At 63.9% G+C, this 3599-nt stretch carries 3 protein-coding genes; 1 reads left to right on the top strand and 2 read right to left on the bottom strand.

The annotated features are described in order from the left end of the window. Positions 1 to 426, top strand: a 426-nt coding sequence (locus OC610_RS23345) for a thioesterase II family protein (RefSeq protein WP_264431187.1), incomplete at its 5' end; no start/stop codon positions are given. A 50-nt stretch (positions 427 to 476) separates the two neighbouring features. On the opposite strand, the gene OC610_RS23340 is transcribed toward OC610_RS23345, so the two are convergent. Both OC610_RS23340 and OC610_RS23335 read right to left on the bottom strand, forming a co-directional pair. Then, the gene (locus tag OC610_RS23340) at positions 477 to 2147 is read right to left on the bottom strand and encodes a bifunctional protein-serine/threonine kinase/phosphatase (protein WP_264431186.1); all 1671 of its coding nucleotides are present in this window, start codon (positions 2145 to 2147) and stop codon (positions 477 to 479) included. 9 nt (positions 2148 to 2156) lie between these two features. Continuing rightward, positions 2157 to 3368, bottom strand: coding sequence for a nitrate/nitrite transporter (locus OC610_RS23335; protein ID WP_181286957.1), 1212 nt, complete (start codon positions 3366 to 3368; stop codon positions 2157 to 2159). Positions 3369 to 3599 lie beyond the last annotated feature (231 nt).

The raw sequence follows: 3599 nt of genomic DNA, 5'->3' as shown, positions 1-3599 counted from the left end.
TCGGGTACTGCAGCGCCGACGATGCGCGCCGATTACGATCGCGGCTTCGCCGAGCCGAAAACCGATGCGGAACTGATCGACCAGTTGCGCACCCTCAATGGCACCAGCGAAGAAGTGTTGGCCAACGAAGAATTGATGGCCCTGACCTTGCCCGTGCTGCGGGCGGATTTCCTGCTCTGCGGGCGCTACCAACCCAAGCTTCGATCACCGCTGAACTGCCCCGTGCATGTGCTCGGCGGCACGGCCGACAAGGCCACCACGGAACAGCTGATTGGCTGGAGCCGGGAAACCTGCGGCAGTTTCTCCGTGGACATGCTCGCGGGTGGGCATTTCTTTATCCATGAACACGAAGCCCGGGTGCTGCGGCTGATCAAGGATCAGTTGAGCGTGCATCACCGCCGGCATGGCCTGGCGATCAGCGCTTGATCTGACTTCCAGGCTTGCCGCGGGACAATGCCTGCGAGGGGCGATTGATTTCAGCCGTGGAATACCAGGAACAACAGCACGATATTCACGACCAGCGACACCAGCGCCAACGTCCGCCAGACCTTCAGCGGTTCTCTCTCCAAGAGGGGCCGGGGCCTTACGCTCAAGCTGCGGCGCTCGCCCTGTTCCAGCAACAGCAACCATTCCTCGGCGGTTTCAAAGCGCTGGCCCGGGTCCGCAGCGACGGCACGTTCGAGGCTTTGCCCGAGCCATTCGGCCAGGTCCGGTCGATAGCGGCTGGCGCTGACCGGCACGCCGAAGCGCGGGCGCTGGAAGGCTTCGATTTCGCCGTAGGGGTAGTGCCCGGTCAGCAGGAAATACAAGGTCACACCGACGGAGTACAAATCCTGTCGAGCGGTCGGCGCGGCACCGCCGAAGGCTTCCGGGGCGATATAGCTGGGCGTGCCAGGCAAGACGTTGGCCTGGTCCTCGGATAAGCCTGGGCAATACGCCAGGCCAAAATCCAACAGGCGAAGTTCACCGTCGTCGCCCAGGTGCAGGTTTTCCGGCTTGATGTCGCGGTGGTAGATCTGCCGTCGATGCAACAGGCCCACCGCCCGCACCAATCGCTGCGCGAGGTCCTGCCATTGCGCCAGGGGCAGCGTGCCGTTCCGGTCGAACAGCTCGGCCAGGGTCATGCCCGAATATTCGCGCATCACGTAGTACAGATGCTGGCGCTGGGGCACGCCATGCACTTCCGGAAATTGCCTGCCGGCGACTCGCTTGAGAAACCATTCTTCCGACAACAAGGCCTGTCCAGCCCGGGAATCGTCCCGCAGTTGCGCAGGCAAGGTTTTCAGCAGCCAGGGTTGGCCCTGGCCGTCATGGACCCGGTAAAGCAACGATTGCTGGCTCTGGCCGAGCAAACCTTCGATCTGCCAACCCTCGAAGGCCTGGCCGGGCTTCAGCGTCGGTGGTAACGGCCACTGCTGGAGCTGGATCAACGCATCGCCGATGCTCGCTTCGCCCAAGGCATCGACGCGCACGAGCAATGCGCTGGCGTTGTCCTGGCTGCCGGCCAGGTGGGCGGCGTTCACCAGTGTCTGGGCCGCGAGTTCGAGGTCTGGCTGGTCACGCAGAATGCCGGCGATGGCGGTGTCGCCGAGTACTGCCCACACGCCGTCACTGAGCAGTACGAAGGTCTCGTCCTCGCGCAGTTCCCCGTCGAGGAAATCCAGGATCAGGTGTTGATCCAGCCCCAGGGCGCGCTTGAGCACATGTTGCATGCCCTGTTGTTCCCAGACGTGATCTTCGCTGACCCGTTGCAGATGTTCGGCGTGCCAGCGATAGACCCGGCAATCACCGACATGGGCGAGGGTGAAGCGCCGGCCCCGCAGGACCAGGGCGCTGACGGTGGTGAGCAGCGGCTGCCCACCGCCGTTGGCCTGCAGCCAACGGTTCTGCGCCAGCAACAGCCGGTCCAAAGCCTGGGCCACGCCCCAGGTCTGGGGCGTGGCATAGTAATCCAGGGCCAGCGCCTGCAAGGTCGAGCGGGCGGCCAGTCCGCCATCGGCGCATTGGCTCACGCCGTCGGCGATGGCGAACAGGTAACCCTTGCTGGCGGCCAAGGCCGGGGCGGGGGTGACCAGGCGCAGGGCGTCCTGGTTTTCTTCCCGGGGGCCGATGGCGCTCGCTTCGGCGAAGCTCAATTGCAGGCTCATGGTTGCGTGTTATACCCGAGCGGCGGTAACGGCGGCCGAACCCCAGGTGGTTCTCCAGCGACGCTTGACGCCGTGCAGGCCGAACCAGGCCAGGACACCGAGGCTGGCGAATAACCACAGCGCCAGTTGATAGCTGCCGGTGCTCTGCTTGATCGCACCCATGCCCGCCGCCAGGGCGAAGCCGCCGATGCCGCCGGCCATGCCGATCAAACCAGTCATCACGCCGATTTCGCGACGGAAACGTTGTGGCACCAGTTGGAACACCGCACCGTTGCCTGCACCCAGACCGAGCATGGTGCACACGAACAGTGCCAGCGCCGCGTAGGAACTTGGCAGGTTGAAACCCACGGCAGCGATACAGATAGCCGCCACGGTGTACATGCCCAGCAGGGTGCGGATGCCGCCGAAACGGTCTGCCAGGGCGCCGCCCAGTGGACGCATCAGGCTGCCACCGAAGACGCAGGCGGCGGTGTAGTAGCCGGCGGTGACCGGGCTCAGGCCGTATTGGTCGTTGAAGTAGCCGGGCAGGGCGCTGGCCAGGCCGATGAAGCCGCCGAAGGTCACGCTATAGAAAAACATGAACCACCAGCTGTCGCGATCGCCCAGGGCCTTGAGGTAATCGGCCATGGATTTGGCCTTGGGGCGCTCGGGGGCGTTCTTGGCCATCAAGCTGAAGGCGATCAGGGTCAGGATCAGCGGGATCAGGGCGAAGCCGAACACGTTGGTCCAGCCGAACGACACCGCGAGGATCGGCGCGGCCAGGGCGGCGAACACGGTGCCCGAGTTACCGGCCCCGGCGATGCCCATGGCCTTGCCCTGATGTTGCGGCGGGTACCACTGGGACGCCAATGGCAGCGCCACGGCGAACGAGGCCCCGGCCATGCCCAGGAACAGCCCCAGCAGCAGGGCTTGTTCATAACTGTGGATGCCGAGTTTCCAGGCACAGAACAAGGCACCGATCACAATGACCTGGCCGATCATGCCGGCGGTCTTGGGCGACAGGCGATCGGCCAGCAACCCCATGAACAGGCGCAACACCGCGCCGGCCAGGATTGGCGTCGCCACCATCAAGCCACGTTGTTGGGTGCTCAAATGCAAATCGGCGGAGATTTGCACCGCCATCGGGCCGAGCAGGTACCAGACCATGAAGCTCAGGTCGAAATAGAGGAAGGCTGCGAACAGTGTCGGGGTATGGCCGGATTTCCAGAAGCTTGAATTCATCGCGCACCTCAGCTGTAAAAGTCTCGAGAAATGAGTCAGTGCTTTGAGCAGTGCGCCGCCTGTGGTCGCACCACCGGTCCCGCAGGACCAAAACAAAAAAACGCCGCAACCCGGATTGCTGGAGGGCAATGGGTATGCGACGTCTTTGTCGTAGGTGGGGCAACCGCCGTTGGTTACCTGTGGGGTGGGTTAAGCGAGATCTGTGCCAACCTGGAGGTCGGGAGATGCGAG

The organism is Pseudomonas agronomica (genome assembly GCF_025917275.1).
GTDB classification, from domain to species: domain Bacteria; phylum Pseudomonadota; class Gammaproteobacteria; order Pseudomonadales; family Pseudomonadaceae; genus Aquipseudomonas; species Aquipseudomonas agronomica.
The sequence above is the reverse complement of the archived record's forward strand: the minus strand, read 5'-3'. Positions and strand labels throughout refer to the sequence as shown.